The 19632-nt window shown below is 37.4% G+C and carries 19 protein-coding genes; 1 reads left to right on the top strand and 18 read right to left on the bottom strand.

Annotated elements, in window-relative coordinates; translation table 11 throughout:
* Position 1 precedes the first annotated feature (1 nt).
* Positions 2–1183, bottom strand: a complete 1182-nt coding sequence (locus tag AC58QM_RS01165; protein ID WP_497280669.1) for a LolA family protein — start codon at positions 1181–1183, stop codon at positions 2–4.
* Positions 1184–1403: 220 nt separating this feature from the next.
* On the opposite strand from AC58QM_RS01165, the gene AC58QM_RS01160 reads away from it, so the two are divergent.
* Entirely contained in the window at positions 1404–2483 is a 1080-nt protein-coding gene (locus tag AC58QM_RS01160; protein ID WP_497280667.1) for an acyltransferase family protein, read from the top strand.
* Here AC58QM_RS01160 and rfbC (AC58QM_RS01155) read toward each other — a convergent pair.
* From rfbC (AC58QM_RS01155) to AC58QM_RS01075, 17 genes are all read right to left on the bottom strand, one after another.
* Positions 2466–3026 carry a dTDP-4-dehydrorhamnose 3,5-epimerase gene (gene rfbC, locus AC58QM_RS01155; protein ID WP_497280665.1) on the bottom strand — a complete coding sequence of 187 codons (561 nt, stop codon included), beginning with the start codon at positions 3024–3026 and terminating at the stop codon, positions 2466–2468. The two genes, AC58QM_RS01160 and rfbC (AC58QM_RS01155), sit on opposite strands and share 18 nt — an antisense overlap.
* 152 nt (positions 3027–3178) lie before the next feature.
* Positions 3179–3304, bottom strand: coding sequence for a hypothetical protein (locus AC58QM_RS01150; protein ID WP_310499762.1), 126 nt, complete (start codon positions 3302–3304; stop codon positions 3179–3181).
* An 83-nt stretch (positions 3305–3387) separates the two neighbouring features.
* Positions 3388–4794: an undecaprenyl-phosphate glucose phosphotransferase gene (locus AC58QM_RS01145; RefSeq protein WP_497280663.1), complete on the bottom strand. Its 1407-nt coding sequence runs from the start codon at positions 4792–4794 to the stop codon at positions 3388–3390.
* A gap of 5 nt (positions 4795–4799) precedes the next feature.
* Positions 4800–5666, bottom strand: a complete 867-nt coding sequence (locus tag AC58QM_RS01140; protein WP_497280661.1) for a glycosyltransferase family 2 protein — start codon at positions 5664–5666, stop codon at positions 4800–4802.
* 562 nt (positions 5667–6228) lie between these two features.
* Positions 6229–6837: an adenylyl-sulfate kinase gene (gene cysC, locus AC58QM_RS01135; protein ID WP_497280659.1), complete on the bottom strand. Its 609-nt coding sequence runs from the start codon at positions 6835–6837 to the stop codon at positions 6229–6231.
* 165 nt (positions 6838–7002) lie between these two features.
* Positions 7003–8571 (bottom strand): glycosyltransferase family 2 protein, encoded by a 1569-nt coding sequence (locus tag AC58QM_RS01130; protein ID WP_497280657.1) that lies wholly within the window; start codon positions 8569–8571, stop codon positions 7003–7005.
* Between the two features lie 9 nt (positions 8572–8580).
* Positions 8581–9777 carry a DegT/DnrJ/EryC1/StrS family aminotransferase gene (locus AC58QM_RS01125; protein WP_497280656.1) on the bottom strand — a complete coding sequence of 399 codons (1197 nt, stop codon included), beginning with the start codon at positions 9775–9777 and terminating at the stop codon, positions 8581–8583.
* On the bottom strand, positions 9774–10661 hold the full coding sequence (locus tag AC58QM_RS01120; protein ID WP_497280655.1) for a beta-keto acid cleavage family enzyme: 888 nt from the start codon (positions 10659–10661) through the stop codon (positions 9774–9776). The genes AC58QM_RS01125 and AC58QM_RS01120 overlap by 4 nt, the downstream gene beginning before the upstream one ends.
* Before the next feature lies 1 nt (position 10662).
* Positions 10663–11337: an LbetaH domain-containing protein gene (locus AC58QM_RS01115; protein ID WP_497280653.1), complete on the bottom strand. Its 675-nt coding sequence runs from the start codon at positions 11335–11337 to the stop codon at positions 10663–10665.
* A gap of 47 nt (positions 11338–11384) precedes the next feature.
* A complete protein-coding gene (locus AC58QM_RS01110; RefSeq protein ID WP_497280651.1) occupies positions 11385–12098 on the bottom strand; it encodes a sulfotransferase in 714 nt (237 codons plus the stop codon).
* Positions 12099–12198: 100 nt separating this feature from the next.
* Positions 12199–13050, bottom strand: coding sequence for a dTDP-4-dehydrorhamnose reductase (gene rfbD, locus AC58QM_RS01105; protein WP_497280649.1), 852 nt, complete (start codon positions 13048–13050; stop codon positions 12199–12201).
* Between the two features lie 2 nt (positions 13051–13052).
* Positions 13053–14069, bottom strand: a complete 1017-nt coding sequence (rfbB, locus tag AC58QM_RS01100) for a dTDP-glucose 4,6-dehydratase (RefSeq protein ID WP_497280647.1) — start codon at positions 14067–14069, stop codon at positions 13053–13055.
* A 24-nt stretch (positions 14070–14093) separates the two neighbouring features.
* Positions 14094–15032 (bottom strand): glycosyltransferase family 2 protein, encoded by a 939-nt coding sequence (locus AC58QM_RS01095; protein WP_497280645.1) that lies wholly within the window; start codon positions 15030–15032, stop codon positions 14094–14096.
* A 33-nt stretch (positions 15033–15065) separates the two neighbouring features.
* Entirely contained in the window at positions 15066–15611 is a 546-nt protein-coding gene (rfbC, locus tag AC58QM_RS01090) for a dTDP-4-dehydrorhamnose 3,5-epimerase (RefSeq protein ID WP_497280643.1), read from the bottom strand.
* 2 nt (positions 15612–15613) lie between these two features.
* Positions 15614–16498, bottom strand: a complete 885-nt coding sequence (gene rfbA / locus AC58QM_RS01085) for a glucose-1-phosphate thymidylyltransferase RfbA (protein WP_497280642.1) — start codon at positions 16496–16498, stop codon at positions 15614–15616.
* A gap of 132 nt (positions 16499–16630) precedes the next feature.
* Positions 16631–18193, bottom strand: coding sequence for an alginate O-acetyltransferase AlgX-related protein (locus AC58QM_RS01080; protein ID WP_497280640.1), 1563 nt, complete (start codon positions 18191–18193; stop codon positions 16631–16633).
* Positions 18194–18204: 11 nt separating this feature from the next.
* Complete coding sequence (locus tag AC58QM_RS01075) at positions 18205–19632, bottom strand: MBOAT family O-acyltransferase (protein ID WP_497280638.1); 1428 nt, start codon at positions 19630–19632, stop codon at positions 18205–18207.

The raw sequence follows: 19632 nt of genomic DNA, 5'->3' as shown, positions 1-19632 counted from the left end.
ACTATTTTCCGGACTGTCCATCCGTTGCCATCGCAACTTGAATCATTTCATTAACTGGCATGTCGCCTGTGAACATACGGAACTCAACACCATCATTCGTCCAAGTCAGCGTTCTCGGCTCATCCTTCGAGCCATTGCCTGTAAGTACCCCTACCGTGAACCCGAGGTCAACAATGTCGCCTGGAGGCAGTGAAACCGATTTAGCTTGCGGTCTTACTTCAATCAAATTGAAGCTATATTTGCCTTTGTATCGTAAAAGCACCGCGGCATCCTCACCTAGTTTCATATCAGTGATGTCTTGTTTCACAACATCTTTTGGCAAGTAGTATGGCTCAACAATACCAATGCTTTGTGCTTTGGCCGTTGCTGGTGCCGTTTTCGTCGCATCTGGTTTCGTCGTAGTGCCCGTAGCTTTGGATTGATCGGATTGACCGCCTGTTGCGGACAGATTTTTGTCCGTTACCGATTTGCCCCCAGTTGCCGCAGGGTGATCCGCATCAGTCACCGCAACGTCAGCTGACGTAGGCATCGTTTGCTGCAAGTTCCAGCTGGTCATATTGCGCTCCATTTGGAAGTAATCCTTATCGAAATCCGTATCGAACTCAAAGTGCGTGAAATTCACTTGCACCAATACATTCTGATTGGCATCTGACACTTGAACTTGCGCAGGTGCGAGAGTTTTCTTATTCAGCCAGATCTTCTGGCGAGAAAGCTGTTCATTCTGGTAATTTGCGGCAACATCGAACACGTAGGAGTCCTTGTCCGTCGTAAATTGGCGATCCTTATCCGCAATAATACTTTTCGCTAAAGATTGGAACAGATACACCTGGCCTTGATTCTCCGGCCAATCACTTTGGAAGCGGAAGCTCTTCTTCAAATGCGGCGTTAAGACGAACACACCTTCTTCATTACGCAAAACAATTTGAGTAACATCCTTCGTGGCATTCGTCAGTGAAATCCGGTAGAAATGCTCCGGCGAGAACGCTACTTCGACTGCATACTCTTGTGGCTGCTGCCCTGTGTTTAGAATCATGCTTCCTGATGCTTGATAGCTGCTCGACTTGCCCATCACATGATCCAAGTCCTTTACGATAGATCCTGCATCCTTTTTACCCATCCCGCATCCTGCGAGAACCAATGCTACGCACATTACCACTGCTACAACCCATGTGACCCGGCGCATTCGATCATCCCCTCACTCATGATTAACATCAACATAGTACATGCATATGAGGGGACTTGTTCGATTATGCAGCCAAGCTTCCGGCTTGGCCGAAAAAAGCATTTGTAACAAAGAATTATTAATAATTCAGTTACCTTTCAGGTTGTATGCATATTAAATTCACAGTCTTCCGGCATGATATTTAGTTGTATCCCCTATTCATGAACCGGAGGAATTACTTTTGATTCAGAATCAAAGAATTATGCTTCAGGCATCCCGAGGAACTGCAGCCTTCTTTGTGATGCTTTTTCATGTTTCAGCCATGTCACTCAAGTACTTTCAATTCGACTTTCTAGGGATCGGCACTTTAGGACGTTCAGGAGGTGTAGATTTATTTTTCTTACTTACTGGTTTTCTACTGTATCATACGTATGGTCATAAAATTGGAACTAAAGCAGTTGTGCTTCCCTACTTAACTAATCGTCTTATACGTATTTATCCCTTTTACTGGCTAATTACACTCATTGTGCTGCCTGTCTATTTTCTCGTTCCGAGCTTTGGTTATGGATTTGAGACACATAAAGATACGATTATCAAATCATTGCTACTGGTCCCCCAAACACATGGTCCTGTATTGCCAGTCGCTTGGTCGTTAAGTTATTTCGTATTATTTTACTTGGTGTTCAGCCTTCTTATGGCACTTGGGAAAAAGCCGGCCTACTTCTTACTTTCTATCTGGATTACAATTACACTTTGTCATGTACTACATGTTCCAATAATTAGTGCTGATATTGACCGGCATTTCTACCTAAGCTTTCTCTTTAGTGAAGTTAACTTAGAATTTATATCAGGCTGTTTATTGGCCAAATGGGCTGAAAGTTATAGATTTAAACACTACAAACGATTGATCGTAATTGGAGCGCTTTGCTTTATGCTGATATGGATAAATAACAAGCATTTGCTTATTCCATATCACAATTATCTGCTTTACATCATTCCATCTGCCTTAGTCCTTTTGGGAGCTTCTTCCGTTCCAGAAAAACTCCAGTTGCCTTATTGGGTAAAGAGCTTGAGTAAACTTGGAAATGCTTCATACACCATTTTGCTAACTCATCTATTATTTATTTCAGTCTTAATGAAGCTGAGTGTAGCGACTCATATCATTGACTACATGGGCTTCTTTTTTACAGACCTAATCATTGTGGCGATGACCGTTCCTCTTTGTTATTTGACCTATCGACTTGCTGAGAAACCTCTAGTGACACGACTCAAAGACGCAACAAAATTACGTCTCTCGCAAATATCAGATTCTATCTCCTAATAATATTAACTCCGCATCCTTTAACAAAGGGTGCTTTTCATCTTTTGCTGATAAAATAGGGGCGCTCGCAGGCCACGTTATGCCGATTGCTGGATCACTCCACAAAATTCCGCGATCATGCTGCGGCGAATAATACGCATCCACCTTATACAGCACCTGCGTCTTTGGCTCTAGTGTACAGAAACCATGTGCAAAGCCTTGAGGAACTAACAACTGCCGCTTATTAGCGGCACTGAGCCTAACACCCACCCATTGACCAAATGTAGGAGAACTTGGACGAATATCAACCGCCACATCGTAGATCGAACCAGATATGACTCTGACTAGCTTCGTCTGCGCATGTGGGTTCAGCTGGTAATGCAATCCACGCAGTACGCCAATTTCTTCGGAGAGTGAATGATTGTCTTGAACAAAATCTATCAGTATCCCCTGCTCTGCCAGTTTCCCAGCATGATAACTTTCCATAAAAAAGCCCCGATGGTCCGCATGGACCTCAGGTTCAACGATCACTAATCCCGCTAATGTTGTCGACGTAATCTTCATACTTTCTCTCACCTCTGTTTCTAACATATGCAAGAGAGCCGTAGAAAGCCTCAGGCAATGGTTTAGAGATCGGTGAACAGGTGCGTCTGTTAGAACGTAAAAAGGCCACCAAGGGCTTCACAGCCCCAGCAGCCTCTTCCTATGTGATACAACTACCATATATACACGATACCCGCAATTATACCTGCCCATATCAGGGAACCGAAGACCACACCGACAATCAAACCTTTGCCGATCGACAAATGATCATCCTGATAAGCGTCTTCATGATCGATCATAGTAAAACCTCCCCGCCTACTCAGTATATGCAATAGTATGGGGAAAATGTTGGCGAATCATGCGGGTGATTAGAATTTTTTTATCAATAAGCGTTTTTATTAATAAAACCTTTCACAATCGTTCTCCAAATAATTTTAATATCAAATAAAAAAGTCCAATTTTCGATGTAAAAAATATCATGCTTAATCCGTTCCTCAATGGATGTATCACCGCGTAAGCCGTTGCTCTGTGCCCATCCCGTAATCCCAGGCCTTATATGATGTTTGACCATATATTTCGGTATTTCTTCCTTAAATTGTTCCACAAAATAAGGACGCTCCGGCCTCGGGCCCACAACACTCATATGGCCAAACAACACATTGAAGAATTGCGGCAGCTCGTCGAGACTTGTTTTACGTAAGAATGTGCCGACCTTCGTTCGCCGCGGGTCATTCTCCACCGTCCACTCCGTATTCGAAACGATGTCGCCGAGCACCTTCATGCTTCGGAACTTGTACATCATAAAGTTTCTACGGTTCAGACCCACACGTTCTTGTTTGAAAATGATAGGACCGTCGGAGCTCAGTTTGATGGCAATTGCAGCCGAGAGCATGACGGGGGATGTTACCAAGATCGCAGCAGATGCGAATACGATGTCGAAAATTCGTTTGAACAATCGGTTTCGAAACTCGTCTAATGGAATATCACGCACGTTAATTAATGGCATATCCGCAAAATTATCAAAATATGGCCGCGATGGCAAGAAGTCATAAAAGTCTGGGATAATCAGCGTTTTGACGCCAATTTTTTCACAAACATTAATAATACTGCCGAACTTCGGATGGGCATCCAAAGGAAGCGCGATAATAACCTCATCCACGATGCGATCGTTCAGGATGGATTCCAGCTCGTCAATCTTGCCTAGAATTGGTTTGTAATTCTGGTAAGGCATCTCATGCTTCTCTTGGTAATCGTCAAGGAAACCAACCACTTCATAGCCTAGTTCAGGATGCTGTCTCAACTTTGTATAAAACTGTCGACCAAGCGAGCCAGCGCCTAGGATAAGAATAAATTGCTTGTTGTATCCCTTTTGACGGGCGCGTTTGAGCGAGATTTTGATCATATAACGATAAAAACTAATGAAAAGAATGTTATTCACCAAAAATAGCAATAGATAAGAACGAGAGACGTCGACTTCTTTTAAAATAAACAAAACACTTAGCAGCATGAGTAAGCTGAAAGCATATACTTGAATGATTTTCAAAACCTCGAAAGAGAACCTTTTTCTCCGCTTCGGGGTATAGAAATTCACTAAATAACTAATGAATATCGCGATAACTGCGTAAGTTATACTCCACATGACATAGTGTTTAAATGGCAGAGGAGACCCGTATGGGATCCAACCGCTTTTAAATTTTAGCCACCACGATAAAAGAAACACAAGCTGAATGCAAATGAAATCAGCTAAAGCATATAGTTGGGTCAAGAATCCTTGACTCTGACGGATCAACGGGATCACCTCACCGGACGCAATTTATTTTTCGCTAGTGCTAGACTGAATTTCACACCTACACCTGCATAAACCATCGCATTTGTCAGCCATGAATACTTGCTACGATAGTGCTTATTATGAAACAAAATCATCGCCCGATGAAACTCATAGATAATTTTATATGGCTTACGTCGACTACTTGCCCCTTTGTGATGGACAATTTGTGTCTTGGGGTAATAATAGTTTGCCCAACCAGCTTCCTTGATTCTATAACACCAATCGATATCTTCACCATACATAAAAAATTCCTCATCTAGCATGCCAACTTGGTCAATTGCCTCGCGGCGTACGAGCATGAAAGCTCCAACTAGTGAGTCGATGGGGTATTGTTGGTCAGGATCTAAAAAACCAAGCTGATATTGATTAAATCTGTGGATTTTCGGAAATAGCTTGGCAAATCCAAACGCATAGTAGAACGATGCTGAAGGAGTTGGGAATCCACGTTTGCAGGCTTTGTCGAGTGAACCATCAGGGAGTACGATTTTGCAGCCACTGGCCCCTACTGTGGGATTCTCATCCATGAATTGCAGCATTGTTTGGAATGTATCTGGTTGGACAATTGTATCAGAGTTCAGGAGCAACACGTAACGACCTTTGGCGATGCGAATGCCTTGGTTGTTGGCCCTAGAGAAGCCTACATTGTCTGAATTGGCGATAGTGACTACTTGTGGGAACTGCTCATTGACTGCCAGTATCGTTCCATCGTTTGATGCGTTATCAATAAGAATGATCTCGTATTTGTATGATGTAATTGACGAGAAAACCGATTCAATACAGGCTAGTGTTAGATGCTTCGTTTTGTAGTTCACGATGATAATAGATAAATCCACGAGATGACCTCATTTTTAAATTGATTACCTCTAGTATAGCACGGGAATATTAAATTTCGCCTAAAAAATAAGACTAGCAGCTGCTAATCTTAGGGAATTTATTTTATAAACCAACGATTCACTTAGAAGATGCATGTCTGTGTCTAGCCTGAACTCATCTTTTCTTGACCCTCAGTTCTGGATACTTGCGACATAAGCAAAACTGAGGCATTTATACGACAGTGAAACGAGATTCTTCAACTCCAATTCAACTACATTGAGATTTCATCATTTTTCAACATTATTTTATAGCGATAAATGTAGGATAACCTTCTTACAAAAAGCGGTTTGCTTCTCCTGGCGCCTTTTTTCCTGCACTGTTCTGGATAACTAAAGACCCATGAACTAGATCGGAAGTATCATACTTTTGCTAAGATGATTACATCGACTAGAGCAAACCGCAAGTTTGTCTCCTTTGTACGGATTAAACGTGAAACATTGACCCTCTTTCCTATTACCTAGTTGCCTCTCAAAACCGTATATATTAAAATTTAAGAGAGGGAAGCATAATAAAGTGTGTTTCTTAGAGTATTTGTTTTTGAATCAAGTACTCGATAATACGCCCAGCCGATTCCTCAAGCGAATACTTTCCGGTTTCTATATTCAGTTCTGGCGATCTTGGTGCCTCATATGGTGCAGAAATTCCAGTAAAATCTTTAATCTCTCCATTTCGGGCCTTTTTGTATAGACCTTTAGGATCTCGATGCTCGCAGATTTCCAAAGAACAATTCACATAAATCTCAATAAATTCATTCGTATCAAACATGGTTCTTGCCATTGCCCTCTCTGCTTCATAAGGCGAAATAAACGCGGTAAGCACTAGCACCCCTGCATCTACGAATAATTTGGATACCTCTCCAATCCTGCGAATATTTTCTCTGCGATCCTCTTCACTAAAACTTAGATTCTTATTAAGTCCAAGACGTATGTTGTCGCCATCTAGAATGTAAGTGCGAATTCCTCTTGCGTAAAGCTGCTTCTCGACTTCATTAGCCAACGTTGATTTCCCAGAACCAGACAAGCCTGTATACCATAACACACAGCTTTTATGTTGATTTAGTTGATGGCGATCTTGTTTATTAATAGTTGAATTATGGAACGTTAGGTGTCTTGTTGACGTTTCTATGTTCACGCACCGCCCTCATAATTTGTCGAATTCCCCCTATGTTAACCCTCTCATGGACTATCGTCAAGGGTGCAATGTTCTTTTCAGTAACGGCTTCATGTAGTTAAGTTGCATTTGGATCACTTTGAGAAGTCCTTACCTGCTGTTTTTTATTGTTTGACTTGGCTGGGCCTATTTAATCCTTTTAAACATATAATTAAAATCTCTAAACAGCTTTGTAACTCTCCAAGACTTAGATTTCAAGAATTGCTCTATTTCATTGTTTTTACGTTCTATTTCAATATTTTTTTGTTCAATTTCAATGGTTTTTCGCTCTATTTCATTGTTCTGTTGTATTGCTTTTCTGTTAAATAAATTTAACAACTCTTTTTGTTTAATATCTTTAAGCTTAAAATCTATTTTTATATATGTTGCTTCTTTAAAATCTCCTTCTAAGAAATAAATAGGGTCTAACGTTAGAAATTCGTCATAACCATCTTGTTCCCCCGTAGCATTTTTATATCTAATGCCTTGATAATCCCCATCCGTTTCAATTTTTAATATTGTACAGCGGCAAGCTTTTCCATTAACAGGGGCAAAGCGTAGTGAAATTACTTCTTTATAAATAAACTTTTCCTCTTTGAGATCTTTTATATTAAATAACACTGAAAAATCATAAAACATTGTTTTAGAAAATATTGACTTGGTTATTTGTTCCGTAAATCCATCATTGAACTCTATATATAAATGTGTACTTAAATTTAAATCCTCCGGCAAACGTTTAAAAATATCATACTTTCCCGATTCTTCAATTAAGTTCATGAACGTAAAATTATAAAGCCCCTTAATTTCCAACTTTTTTTCTTCATTATTCACTAGTTCTAATAGCAAACTTAAACCAAACAATTTGTGAAACTCAAAAGTCCTTTGCTCTAGGCAAACCATTGCAAATGCATATTCGATGACCATTTCATTATTAATGAAGTACTTACTAGTTTGAGGGAATATCTTCATTAACTCCGAAGGAGTCTGTACTTTTAAAAATTGTTTTAAAATATTAAAATATTCAAACCTCCCCCTAATTTGCACCTCTGGTCTTGCTCCACTCATATTTGCTTCATTATCAAACACTCTAAATTTAACTAACTTTTCTTGCCATATATGAATATCATATTTTAAACATACTTTTATCCATTTTAAAAAATCTGGAAGTTGCACGTAACCATAATCGAATAGCTCACACTCTTCATAACATTCTCTTCTTATTAAGATACTTGGATGGCATAAACAATTATTATTATAAAAAAAGTAATTTAACCACTCAAACCTGGTTCTATTACTTTTATTATATATATGATAATAAAAATGATCAGTTTTTAGAAAGGGGTTTTCATTCTCATCAATAACATCGACCAAGCTAAAGACAGCCGCATAATCCTCATTTTTATCTAAAAACTCTACTTGTTTTTCTAACTTCTCTTTCTCCCAAATATCATCCGAATGATGCATTGCAATATATTTGCCTTTAGCATTTTTAATTGCATTATAAAATCCTTCTTGCCTCATATTTTTACTATTCCTTATAGCAACGATTCTTTCATCTTGATAGCTTTCAATAATATTAAAAGAATTATCAGTTGAGCAATCATCAACTATAATCAACTCAAAATCTGTATATGTTTGATTTAAAACACTTTCAATACTCTTTCTGATATATTTTTCATGGTTATATGATGTTAATATAACTGAAACTTTCGACATATACGCTCCTTAATTGATAATCTGCTCTCGATTCTCACTAATAAAATTTATTATATTACAAATGTCCTTAACGCTTTCTTCAGAGACTTGATTACCGTTAGGTAATACTAAGACATTTCTTGTTAACCTTTTTGTACATTGTAAATCAAAAAAATAATCATCATTTTTTTTTTGATTTTTGTAAGGTAGTATATGGTGACAACCAGGAAAAAAATACCTTCTAGCGATCACATTTTCCTTATGTAAAATATCATGTAGTCTATCTCTGCTTACACCATACACATTCTCATCAATTTCAATTACGATATATTGATAATTATTATTTTCATGTTCATCATATTTCACAATATCTAATCCTGGAATTTCGGAGAGCATTTGCTTATACGTATTATAATTGTCTTTATTAACTTTTAAATATTCATTCATATGTTTCAAATTAACGAGACCCATAGCAGCACAAATTTCCGTCATTTTACCATTAATACCCAAATTCGTTACATTATCATAGCCTTTAAAACCAAAATTACTCATACTTCTCATTGTTTCTGCTAATTGGTCATTATTAGTTGTAATCGCGCCGCCTTCAAAAGTATTAAAAAACTTCGTTGCATGAAAGCTAAACACTTCGCATTCACCAAAATTACCTATCATTTCTCCATTATAACTAGAACCCATAGCATGTGCAGCATCAAAGAACAACTTTAAACTATTTCTATTGGCGACTTGTGCTAAAGTATCCACATCACATGGTCTTCCCCATAAATGCACACCTAAAAGACCTGTTGTTTTAGAAGTAATTGCTTTTTCGATACTTCTTGGATCAATATTATGAGAATTTTCATCAACCTCAACAAATATAGGCTCTATGTCAAGCCATTTCAACGCATGTGCTGTAGCTACAAAGGTAAATGATGGTACAATAACTTCACCTTTTAGCTCCAGTGCACGTATAGCAATTTCTAATCCAACAGTGCCGTTACATGTCGAAATGGCATGCTTAACACCAAGATATCTTGCTAATTCTCTTTCAAAATCATTTACAAGAGGACCAAAATTCGTAAGTTGCTTACTTTCATATATTTTATCTATATACTGCAAAAGCATTTCTTTTTCCCCCATATTTGGACGACCTACAAACAAAGGGTTCTCAAAAAAGGGAATTCCATTAAATATCGCTAAATCATTTATACTTCTTAAGTCTTTCATATTAGATCCTCTGTTAGGTTGGATCCAGCAACGCCATATCGCCCGAAACCTGGCTCCAAATTTAGCTTTCGGCGTAATTCATTTGATGGCATAACTACTTTCTCATTTGCTGCAATAATATTGTGAACTCTATTTAAAAGGTCTCTATTTGTTGCTAATTTTGATCTATCTTCATCATACCAGTAGTTATCTTCCAGTCCGATACGTACTCCCCAACCCATTGCAATGGCTAAAGAATTCACTTTCAACTGGGCTTGTCCAACCCCTCCTAAAGAGAAAATCGTGTTTGGAGGGAAATCCTTAATCATACACCCAATATGTAACAAATCCCCTTGTGCACTTGCAATATTTCCCAATAATAGATTGGCATAAAAAGGGGGGGATAATATCTTTTTCGAGATTAAATAATTGAAATAGTTAACCATGCCCAAATCAAATAACTCCAACTCAGGCATTATTCCTTTTTTTCTCATCCGCTCAGCCAAAGAAAAAATCATTGAGGGCTCATTGATACTGGCGCTTTTGTTAAAATTTAAAGAAGTGAGCGTCAGGCTGGCCATATCCGGTTTCAAAGCACTATCAAGAGACAAAACGTCTGATCTGGTTTCGAAAGTGTTACTAGCCCGTCCTGATGTAGAAACACAGATAACAAGTTCTGGTGCAAAACTACGTATGCCTGAAATGATTTCACTAAAATGCTCCTTATGGTAACTTGGTGTTTGGTCATCACAATTTCTAGCATGTAGGTGAACCATACTAATCCCAAGCTCCCATGCGGCCTTTACATCACTAATGATTTCTTTAGGTGAAATTGGTACATGAGGTGTATCGTTTTTTCGGGGAATCATACCTGTTGGTGTGAAGTTCACAATAATTTTGTCCATATTATAGAATCACCTTCAACCCTTCTTGCTGATGATAACCCAGTACTCTTGTTGGATTTCCGACGTTCCTAGAAAATGGTTCTGTATTTTTTATGACAACACTTCCAGCTCCAATTAGATTTTCCTCAGAAATTAAAATATTATTTATCACTGTAGCACCTATCCCAATATAGCAATTATTTTCAATTCGGCACCTGCCACCGATTTTACATCCTGGGGATATCACATTGTTATTTCCTAATGTAAAATCATGTCCTAAATATACTTGCTGCCGAATTGTATTGCATGAACCCATGTGCCCTTTAGCTCCAAGATAAACTTGCTCAAAAATTATATTATTTTCCCCCATTTCTATATCTTGTGAAACAATACTTGAAGGACTAATATAATTACGGTGACGGTATCCTAATCCCTTTGTTTTTTTGTACAAGCCTTCTCTATTTCGCATATCATGATAGGAAGTTGTTAATACAATCATATCGAATGATGATGGAGGATAATTTTTTGCGACTGAGCTCAATCCTACCTCAGGAAGCCCCAAATAAGAACCTGAACCATCCAAGTAGGATTCGTCTTGAGTAAATGCTTCAATTTTAAAGTCTGGATGTGTTAGTGCATCGTAATACAACATTTCTGCCAAAACTTTACTACCGCACACAACTACTGAGTTGCCCATCTTATTATTTATCCTTCCTGTAAATCAGGTAACTAACAAACATTACCTTATTTAATAATCTTTTTTATGACATTCGCGAAATGCAATAAACCCTTTTTCTCTTTATTAGGTGATTGATTCAATTTTGGCATTTGATGACCATTAAATTCAATATCTAAAAAATTACAAATTATCTTAGCACTAGCTTCATCTGATAGATTGATCTTCAAAAAATCATTTTCTCTGAATTTAAAATAATCCATAGCTCTTTTGTTAAAATCATTATAAAATTTTAGATAAATTTCCTTGTTATATAATGTATCTTCATCAATCCCAAATCTATCTTTCTGGACATTCCAAAGATAACCCTTATATCTATACTCAAACGCTTTTAAATCGTCTGCTGTTGGAAGCCTATTAGCTCCAACAATCTTTGTATGGAACCTAGTCAGTGATTCATACCAGACTCCAGCTGAATTTCTTACCGTAAGAATAAACTTTGATCCAGGAAAAGCGTAATCTAGAATTTGATAAGTGTAATCTAAGCTAAACGGTATGTCTTGAAAAGCTTGTGCACTTTTGCAAAACGTCACAATATTTTTAAAATCTCTTTTTGCCCAATCATTAAATAACAGCTCTCCATGTACTTGATTACCTAACTTATACCCTAAGTTACTTAAAAATGTTTCCATAGAAGTCGTTCCTGTTTTATTAAGCCCAATGCAAAAAACCTTTTTGTCATTATTTACTTTTAAATTTATCTTTTTTGAATTAGTATCCATCACCAGTTCATCCTTAATTAACTTCGTGTAACAAAAGGTACAGCCTCTCAAGAAGCTGTACCTTTCCTTGTAACTATTTATTCATAAACTCACTAATCTCTTACTTTGCGCTTTCCGCTAACATCTTAAGAAACGCCTTTAATCCTTCTCGCCAAGGCCTTAAATCCCTAAACCCGTTTGCTCGAATCGCTAAATGTTCCATAGCAGCGTAACGCGGCCGTGGTGCAGGCCGTGGAAACTCCTCTGTTGTGCAATGCTCAACCTTTATCGTCATCCCGCATTCCTCAAAAATGGCACAAGCGAACTCGTACCATGAACATACTCCCGAATTTGAGGCATGGTACACACCGTATTTCTCGGTATGTATGAGCTGTTCAAGAAACTGTACAAGGTCAACCGTGTAAGTTGGTGAGCCAAATTGATCATTTACCACCTTAAGTGTCTCTCCGTCTTTAGCCAAATTAAGCATCGTTTTTACGAAGTTAGTGCCGTTTCGCCCATACATCCACGAAGTTCTCACGATATAATAGCGAGAGGTTAGGGTCTCAACAAGTCGCTCCCCTGCTCTTTTGGAATTACCATAAACACTCTGGGGATTCGTACGATCATATTCTCTATACGGCTTAGAGCCTGTACCATCGAACACATAATCTGTGCTAATATAGCAAAGCCTCGCGCCCACCTTCTCAGCTCCGACAGCGACATTCCTTGTTCCAAAGGCATTGATTCTGTAGGCCAAGTCCTCGTTCGTTTCAGCCAGATCCGTTTCCGTATAGGCTGCGGTATGAATAATAACTTCAGGCATTATATTGGAGATCACTTTTATACACTGATTTTCGTCAGTGATGTCCAGTGCATCTCTCCCAAAGCCAAAAACCTCATGCCCGTATCCTAATCGTTCCATTAAATCCTGCCCTAATTGACCGTTCGCCCCTGTCACCATTATTCTCATAACTAGATACCCAAGCGAGAGCTATACTGCCGCGTGAAGTACTCTTGATATTGACCCGACTGGATGCGTTCCCACCAAGCCTGATTATCCAAATACCATCGAATTGTTTCATGTATACCTGTTTCGAAGTTATGAACAGGTTTCCAGCCAAGCTCCTTCGTAATCTTTGTTGCATCAATGCCATAGCGACGATCATGCCCCGGACGATCTTTTACATACTGAATCAACGACTCCGGCTTGCCTAACTCGCGAAGAATCGTCTGTATAATGTGAATATTCGTCCGTTCATTGTTCCCACCGATATTATATACTTCCCCATTGAGACCTTTATGTAGGACTAGGTCTATCGCACTACAGTGATCTTCAACATACAACCAGTCCCGGATATTTAGCCCATCTCCATATACAGGCAGCGGCTTGTTTGCTAAAGCGTTAGCTATAACAAGCGGGATTAGTTTTTCTGGGAACTGATACGGTCCATAATTATTTGAGCAACGTGTAATGTTGATAGGTAATCCGAATGTTTCATGGTAAGCCCGTACTAGAAGATCAGAACCAGCCTTACTTGCTGAGTAAGGACTATTAGGCGCAAGCGTTGTTTCTTCAGTAAAGAGCCCTGTCTCTCCTAGAGATCCGTAAACCTCATCTGTTGAGATATGCACAAACTTTTGAACACTATGCTGCTTCGCCGCTTCCAGTAGAACCTGTGTGCCGAGAACATTTGTTTTAACGGAAATATCTGGATCAAGAATACTCCGATCCACATGAGATTCTGCCGCGAAGTGGATGACAGCGTCAATACCTTTTTCAAAGAGGTTATTAACTAGCTCCTTGTTGGCGATATCGCCCCTAACAAAAGAATAGTTGATGTTGCTTTCGATTGCAGAAAGGTTTTCCAGGTTACCAGCATACGTTAGTGCATCCATATTAATAAGCTCATAACCAGGATATCGGTTAAGCATATAATGGACGAAGTTGCTGCCAATGAAGCCAGCGCCGCCAGTGATTAGTAGTTTCATAAAAATCTCCTTATATTTCAAAAATTACGTACGCCACAAATAAAGTATTAAACCAATATTGCGCAATAATCCTTGTTTATAAAATTTATACTTAAATGTAGTCTTCAAACGAAACAAGTACGAAGCATTCACCATGCTTAAATATGCTTTTAGCACAGAACGCTGCTCATTGAACTTTGGCTCATTCAGAATTGTATTTAATCGTTCTGCAAAGCATTGAGCTTGTCGATAATTTTTAGTTAAAACAGGTGGGGTAAACATCCTCTTTAAAGCGAATAGTATACCGAACTTTTTCGCTCCAATATTATTGATATCATGTTGTCTATATAGCATTGTCGGCTCTGTAACGTAAGCAATTTCACCAAAAGCTGCTGCAATCAATCCTAGCCACCAATCGTGCATGATCGCCTCTCGAGGAAATGAACCCCCTAATCTTGCTAAAGGTTGATTAATCATCATTGTACAACCCGTAATAACATTTTGCACCAACATTCGATTAAAATGACCAAAGCGTGGATCTAAATTTTGATACTCCCAAAATGAAGAACTTAATTGCATTAGATGTTTATCTACAACGACTAAATCGGAATGAATAAGAATTGGCTGTCCGATATGAAGGCTCTCCGTATTTTTCATACAAGAGAGGGTCCGCTCTATTTTTTCGGGAAGCCATACGTCATCTTGATCGGCAAACATGAAATATTCATACAAATCCCTATTCAACGCATGTTCCAGCAAATAACTGAAACTTTTGATAATCCCAACATTACCCGACGATGGCAATATTTCAACATTTTGGTTTTCAAACATAAAATCCTGCAAAACTTTTAACGTATCGTCAGTTGATCCATCATCTCTAATAATAAGAGTGAAATGTTTGTAGGATTGTTCCCTTAGCGAACTTAAAAGTACAGGTAAAAACTTTCTTCCATTGTACGTAGATAATAGAACGGCGATTTTCATGGTACCACTCTTTCTTACATGCACTTCACAAAACTAAAAGTTTAACTCGGCATCTTTTAGCAGTGGGAGCTTCAGATCTTTGTCTGATAAAATTGGTTTAGATGTTGGCCAGTCAATATTCAGCTCCGGATCATTCCATAATATACCTCGATCATGCTCAGGCGAATAAAACTGGTCCACTTTATATAGAACTTCTGTATTTGCAACAAGAGTACAAAAACCATGTGCAAAGCCTTGTGGAATAAGCAACTGCCGCTTGTTCTCTGCACTTAGAATTATTCCAGCCCATTGACCAAATGTAGGTGATGAATTGCGAACATCTACTATAACATCATAAATCGCACCGGCTAATACACGAACAAGCTTGGTCTGCGCTTTTGGATTTAACTGATAGTGAAGCCCACGGATTACTCCTGTTTCAACGGAGAGCGAATGATTATCTTGCCCAAAAAAATGATTGATCCCTATTTCTTGGAATTTTTGTTGATTATAACTTTCCATAAAAAAACCGCGATTATCCGCAAACACCTTAGGTTCCAACAGTAATGCATCTGTATAATAGGACTTCACTAATTTCATTTTTATTCATCCCCCAACCTAATACGCTCTGCTAGATTAATTAAATATTGACCATATGCATTCTTCCTCAAAGGTTCGGCCAAGTCTAGCAGCCTTGCTCGTGAAATATAACCTTTGCGGTAAGCAATCTCTTCAAGACAAGCTACTTTTAAACTTTGACGTCTCTCAATAGTTTCAATAAAAGTAGATGCTTCTAACAATGACTCGTGCGTCCCTGTATCTAACCAAGCGAAACCACGTCCAAGTAATTCAACGTTTAACTCGCCTGTCTTCAAATATATCGTATTCACGTCGGTGATTTCCAATTCTCCACGAGCAGACGGCTTTATGGTTTTTGCAATTTCTACGACTCGGTTATCATAAAAATATAAACCAGCAACCGCATATGTCGATTTCGGATCCTTAGGTTTTTCCTCAATAGAAAGAACCTTTCCTTCCTTATCAAATTCGACTACACCAAAGCGTTCCGGGTCTTTTACATTATAGCCAAATACAGTTGCGCCACTTTTTCTACTGTGTGCTCGTTCTAAAATATTTGTAAAACCATGACCGTAGAAGATATTATCTCCTAATATAAGCGCTACCGAATCTCCACCAATAAACTTTTCACCAATTAGAAATGCTTGTGCTAAACCATCTGGCGAAGGCTGAATTGCATATTCAATTAAAATACCGAGATCAGATCCGTCACCTAATAGCTGTTCGTACCGCGGAGTATCTTCAGGGGTAGAAATGATTAAAATCTCTTTAATACCAGCCAACATTAACACAGAGAGTGGATAGTAGATCATAGGCTTATCGTACACTGGAAGTAATTGCTTAGATATCGATTTCGTAAGCGGGTACAAACGTGTACCGCTTCCACCTGCTAGGACTATGCCTTTCATAAATTAATCTCCTTTTCTCTAGGAAAGTCCTTCTAAATATAACTGTTAGGATAGTTGTCTCTGCGAGGCTCATGTTTCCGTGCTTTCAAAATTAATCATTCTCCGTGAGACACTATAACAAAAGCTATGCATTTATTTATTTACCTTATAAATCACAGGATCATAAGAGTATTTCCCATCTTTAGATATAACTATTATTTCTATTTCATCTGCGTTAATAACCTCATTTTTATCTAAAGTCGCCGTAAAACCGGAGTTCAAGAAATTTTTATTATTAAAATAATCTACGACAGATTGCCTATCCTCTCCATAATTTGCACTATAGTACTTACTTCCGACTTTAATTATGATATTTGATGCCACACTATTATTTAAACTATCAACAGCCCAACCAGCTAGTTTAATATCATTATCCTCTTTTGAAACTGTTATCTCATTTTTACCAGCAAGTCTGTCATTAATAAAATCTAGCCACATCTGTGCTTTTTGACCGTTTGAATCCGGAATTCTACTTTGAAATAACTTAGAGGAATCACTTTCAAAATATAAATTTTGAAGTAACCTTGTAAAATCTCTTTCAAACACTTCTGTTATAATAACATCAGGTTTTACAGCATCAATAACATCTTCAGATATAAATCCCCCGCTTCCGACAATAATTGTATTTTCAAAGTTTTCACTTATAAAATGACCAATAAATGCATGAAGTGGTTCATATCCAACAAAAAAAGAATCAGCAAATATTAGAATTGTTCCTTTGGCGTTATCATTTTTATAAAACTGCACACCACCCTTTAAAAGCGATTTGTTTACAGTTTGTTTTTGTTTTGAAATTATATAATTTGCTAATGAGGGATTATCGTACTCATATGAACTTTTGTTATTGACCTCTAAATAACTATATGTTTCTGGCGGAACAAGTCCATAACCAATAACATTTCCGAATGCTAAATTTTTCGTAAATTCCTTTGGTTTAATTTCTAATTCTTTTGTCGTAAAATAGCTCTTCGACCTTAACTCTTGAGTAATCATCTTATACGTTTCAAAGGCTGAATAATCATTCCAATGAAGATCATTTTTAAAATACATTGAATTTTGTGATTTATTTGCTATTATGTTCTGCTTAGGGTTTATAACATTAACACCAACCTTAGTAAGCTCTTGTTGAAGCTTATCGCTATAAGTGTTTGTTGGTGAATATTCTATACCTTTCAACATCTCAGGATAAATATTCTCTTTGGAGGGTGGAGATATAAAATAATAGTCAATACCCTTTGCTTTTATTTTATCGCTAATAGACTTTAGATTTGAAGCCATCTGTTGATAGTCCTGTTTCGACATCTTATCGTAACCAAATGCTGTTAATCTACTACTATATGCTTCAAATAAATAATCGTCTTTACCTAAGGCTACCGTTTTAGATGGAGAAGTATCCAATGCTTTAAGTGATAATAGAGCATGTGCGTGCAAAAATTCACTCCTAAACCCAATATTATCATTAATCCACGAATCAAACTGTAATGGAAGTTTCTTGTTGATTGCTCCAGTTTTTGCATCAAATATCGAAGGTTGTGAAGCTAGAACTTTGTTTTCACCGGCAGAGACTTTTCCGTTTATTTTGTTATAAAACAACAACGGCAATGTTATTATACAAATAAAAATAACAATAAATATTATATTAATTATTTTACGCATTGCTACCCCCGCTAGAATCTGAAATAAATAAATGGACTATATGTCGAGCTCATAACGTACATAATTGAAATAATTAATAATCCTGAAATAATTAGATTATAAACAAAATGCCTCACCATATCATTTTTTATGAAAGCAAATTTCAAAAGTTTATCTTTAACCGGGAACGAGAAGATAACTCCTAGAATAAAAATAAGCAAGTACTCTGGTTGTATATACCAATTAATATTAATACTTCTATTAGCATCAGCGTTATACAAAAACATTGCTTTTAAGTACTCAATTGCATAGCTCAAGTTTGGTGCTCTAAAGAATACCCAGCCTACAATAACTATTAACATGGTCATCAACCATGTAAGGATTGTTGGAACTTTAATGGGGATCTTTTTCACCTTAACAATTTTCTCAATAATAAGGAACACACCATAATACATTCCCCACACAATGAAATTCATAGAAGCTCCATGCCAAAGACCGGTCAAGAAAAATACTATAAATAAATTGACGTACATATTACCGCTTCGATTTCCTCCAAGTGGAATATATACATAATCTCTAAACCATGATGATAATGATATGTGCCATCTGCGCCAAAATTCTGTAATACTTTTAGATATATATGGATAATTAAAGTTTTCTAAGAAATCAAAACCAAACATTTTCCCTAAACCTATTGCCATATCGGAATATCCGCTGAAATCAAAGTAAATTTGCAGTGTGTAGCACAGAATACCCAACCACGCAACTGCATTTGTATGCTCTGAGGGCGGTACATTAAATATCAAATCCGCAACATATCCCATATTATCTGCAATTATAACTTTTTTTGCTAAACCAAAAACAAATCTGGAGACTCCCTCCAGGAATTTATCTGTCGTTACATTTCTATCTTTTACTTGAGCTGCAATATCACTATATCTAACAATAGGCCCAGCAATCATATGCGGAAAAAACAAAAAATTCAAAGCCACATTCACTGGATTTTTTTGTGCTTCCACTTTTCCCCTATAGACATCTACTGTGTACGCAATACCTTGAAAGGTGTAGAAGGAGATTCCTATTGGCAACAAAATGTTGTTCATCAATAGATTAGTACTAAAAATTTGATTAAGAATACTAATAGAAAAATCGAAATATTTAAAGTAGAACAGCAATGATATATTCATTACTAGCGCAACGATTAATACAAACCTACTGGATATAGAAAGCTTTGGCCTTACTTCAGGTCTGTTATTAATATAATTTATTACTAAGGCAGCAGAATAATTTATTAATATGGATAGGAGCATAATAAGCAAATATTTTGCCCCACCCCAAGCATAAAATAAAAAGCATGCCAATATAAGAAATACATTTCTGTATTTCTTTTTTATCAAATAATTAATACATAATATGATTGGTAAAAAACAAAATATGAAGGTTATAGATGAAAATACCAT

It is taken from the genome of Paenibacillus sp. J22P165 (assembly GCF_059692015.1).
Note: the sequence above shows the minus strand (reverse complement) of the source record. Positions and strands in the feature narration are given on the sequence as shown.

What these genes read in the sequence shown, in the direction of transcription:
- rfbC (WP_497280665.1), bottom strand. Translation starts at nt 3,026, where the DNA reads ATGAAGATTACGTCGACAACATTAGCGGGATTAGTGATCGTTGAACCT.
- rfbA (WP_497280642.1), bottom strand. Translation starts at nt 16,498, where the DNA reads ATGAAAGGCATAGTCCTAGCAGGTGGAAGCGGTACACGTTTGTACCCG.
- AC58QM_RS01110 (WP_497280651.1), bottom strand. Translation starts at nt 12,098, where the DNA reads ATGGATACTAATTCAAAAAAGATAAATTTAAAAGTAAATAATGACAAA.
- AC58QM_RS01120 (WP_497280655.1), bottom strand. Translation starts at nt 10,661, where the DNA reads ATGGACAAAATTATTGTGAACTTCACACCAACAGGTATGATTCCCCGA.
- AC58QM_RS01130 (WP_497280657.1), bottom strand. Translation starts at nt 8,571, where the DNA reads ATGTCGAAAGTTTCAGTTATATTAACATCATATAACCATGAAAAATAT.
- AC58QM_RS01115 (WP_497280653.1), bottom strand. Translation starts at nt 11,337, where the DNA reads ATGGGCAACTCAGTAGTTGTGTGCGGTAGTAAAGTTTTGGCAGAAATG.
- AC58QM_RS01075 (WP_497280638.1), bottom strand. Translation starts at nt 19,632, where the DNA reads ATGGTATTTTCATCTATAACCTTCATATTTTGTTTTTTACCAATCATA.
- AC58QM_RS01165 (WP_497280669.1), bottom strand. Translation starts at nt 1,183, where the DNA reads ATGCGCCGGGTCACATGGGTTGTAGCAGTGGTAATGTGCGTAGCATTG.
- AC58QM_RS01080 (WP_497280640.1), bottom strand. Translation starts at nt 18,193, where the DNA reads ATGCGTAAAATAATTAATATAATATTTATTGTTATTTTTATTTGTATA.
- rfbD (WP_497280649.1), bottom strand. Translation starts at nt 13,050, where the DNA reads ATGAGAATAATGGTGACAGGGGCGAACGGTCAATTAGGGCAGGATTTA.
- AC58QM_RS01125 (WP_497280656.1), bottom strand. Translation starts at nt 9,777, where the DNA reads ATGAAAGACTTAAGAAGTATAAATGATTTAGCGATATTTAATGGAATT.
- AC58QM_RS01150 (WP_310499762.1), bottom strand. Translation starts at nt 3,304, where the DNA reads ATGATCGATCATGAAGACGCTTATCAGGATGATCATTTGTCGATCGGC.
- rfbB (WP_497280647.1), bottom strand. Translation starts at nt 14,069, where the DNA reads ATGAAACTACTAATCACTGGCGGCGCTGGCTTCATTGGCAGCAACTTC.
- rfbC (WP_497280643.1), bottom strand. Translation starts at nt 15,611, where the DNA reads ATGAAATTAGTGAAGTCCTATTATACAGATGCATTACTGTTGGAACCT.
- AC58QM_RS01095 (WP_497280645.1), bottom strand. Translation starts at nt 15,032, where the DNA reads ATGAAAATCGCCGTTCTATTATCTACGTACAATGGAAGAAAGTTTTTA.